This is a genomic window from Nostoc sp. CALU 546, assembly GCF_048836525.1.
The window spans coordinates 1-1,630 of record NZ_JAWJTF010000394.1; the positions used below are offsets into that span (position 1 = coordinate 1).

Below are 1,630 nucleotides of genomic sequence, written 5' to 3' on the forward strand. Positions count from 1 at the left end.
GCCTTCCCGCAGGGTAGGTTCGCGGAGGAATGCAAATTAGGTAAAATTATGCTCGACTATAAAACTTATCACGAATAAGGTAGGTAAAACTCATATTTGCTCAAAAATGGTAAGTTTTCTGGAATCTCTACCTCAAATTTCTTTTACTGTATTTTATCTGTGGCTTTCTACTCTTAATTTGTTACCAATAGCAAACGCTGCAACCCCCAAAAATGCTAACAAACAAGTAATTTGCCAAGCTAAGAAATTAGGATATGAAGAAGCACTTTTTTTATACTTAAGAAAACCGCAAGGAGAATTTGAAGATGGAGGTGCAATTAATATATATGAAGACGCAAAGTTACAAGTACTAGCGAAAGGTTTTGAAAACTGGATTTACGTTAGTGTTATCGATGCAGATAATTCTAAAGAAAAAGGCTTAGAAGGTTGGATGCGTAGTAGCAGCCTAAAATGTACTAGCAATTTAGCTCAAGTTAAGCCTGCACTCTGCGAAGTAACTGGGTTACGATCGGGGCAATTAGCTTTACGTACCACACCTGGCGGAAAGTCAACAGCAGGTTTAGAGAATGGCAACAATATCACATTACTCAAGCCTGATATTGTATCACTTCAAGGTCGCCCAACACCTTGGGTTAACGTGCGTGTTACTAATAGCTCAAATAATAGAATAGTAGGAAGGGAGGGGTGGATTAATTCTCAATATATAGATTGCTATAGCAACCAAAGCAATGATGCAATAAATTATCCATAAAATATTTGAGGATATACCTCATTTTATCGATAACCGCTATGTAACAATTTGTGCAGGAGTTACGAGCAAAAAGAACCCCGACTTCTTAAAAGAAGTCGGGGTTTTGAGCCTCTCAATGTTTACAAAACAGATTAATTCCTATATTTGACTAGTAGCTGCATAACTATTTTTATAAATAGGAAGTAACTCTTTAGCTTGTATATAGACAAAGGTACTCTTTGGAATAGCTTCTAATAAATGAATTGCTTGTTTCCATTTACCTTGTACTTGCTGCCGAACTAGTAGAGAATGAGGTGGATTGTGAAGAATAAAATTAGCTTCTATTGCTAGTTTTTTTGCTGATTCTAAGTTTGCTATAGCGTTCTTTTCAATTAATACTCTTTTACTGATAGATTTGTAGTTAATTTGATAATAAGCCAATTTCTTCTTAGCTTGGTCATAAATTGATGTTTCATCAGGAATACTATCTAATAAGATTATTGCCTGATGCCATTTAGTTTCTGCTTCTTGCCAAACTTTTAAAGGATGCGGTGGATTTTGAACTAAAGAAGCAGCTGCCATTCCGAGTTTTTGAGCAGATTTAAACTTAGCACTTGCACTTCCTTGTTGAGTTAAACTTAGAATAATCTTTTGTAATTGTGGACTTTGCTCTTTAATTTTCCAACCACCAAAACCCAAGATTAATAAACTTGAGGCTATAATCAAAGCTGAACGGACTATTTTGGATGTCCAAAACTTTGGGACTCTTTCTACTTTCTGACTAATAATTGCTTCTTTATTACTTTCCTGTTCAATCTTTTTCAGGGATTGTTCTGCCTGTTCACTTAAAACGTTACTCTGAATAATTAAAGCAGCAATCTGTTCTTGGAAAAAATCACA

The 1,630-nt window shown here is 35.2% G+C and carries 1 protein-coding gene and 1 pseudogene; one reads left to right on the top strand and one right to left on the bottom strand.

What is annotated here, in order from left to right:
- The first annotated feature begins 106 nt into the window (after nucleotides 1-106).
- Nucleotides 107-751: a hypothetical protein gene (locus RRG12_RS43970; RefSeq protein ID WP_420761265.1), complete on the top strand. Its 645-nt coding sequence runs from the start codon at nucleotides 107-109 to the stop codon at nucleotides 749-751.
- 138 nt (nucleotides 752-889) lie between these two features.
- Here RRG12_RS43970 and RRG12_RS43975 read toward each other — a convergent pair.
- Nucleotides 890-1,630, bottom strand: a pseudogene (locus RRG12_RS43975) (hypothetical protein); the annotation flags it as partial.

What these genes read in the sequence shown, in the direction of transcription:
- RRG12_RS43970 (WP_420761265.1), top strand. Translation starts at nt 107, where the DNA reads ATGGTAAGTTTTCTGGAATCTCTACCTCAAATTTCTTTTACTGTATTT.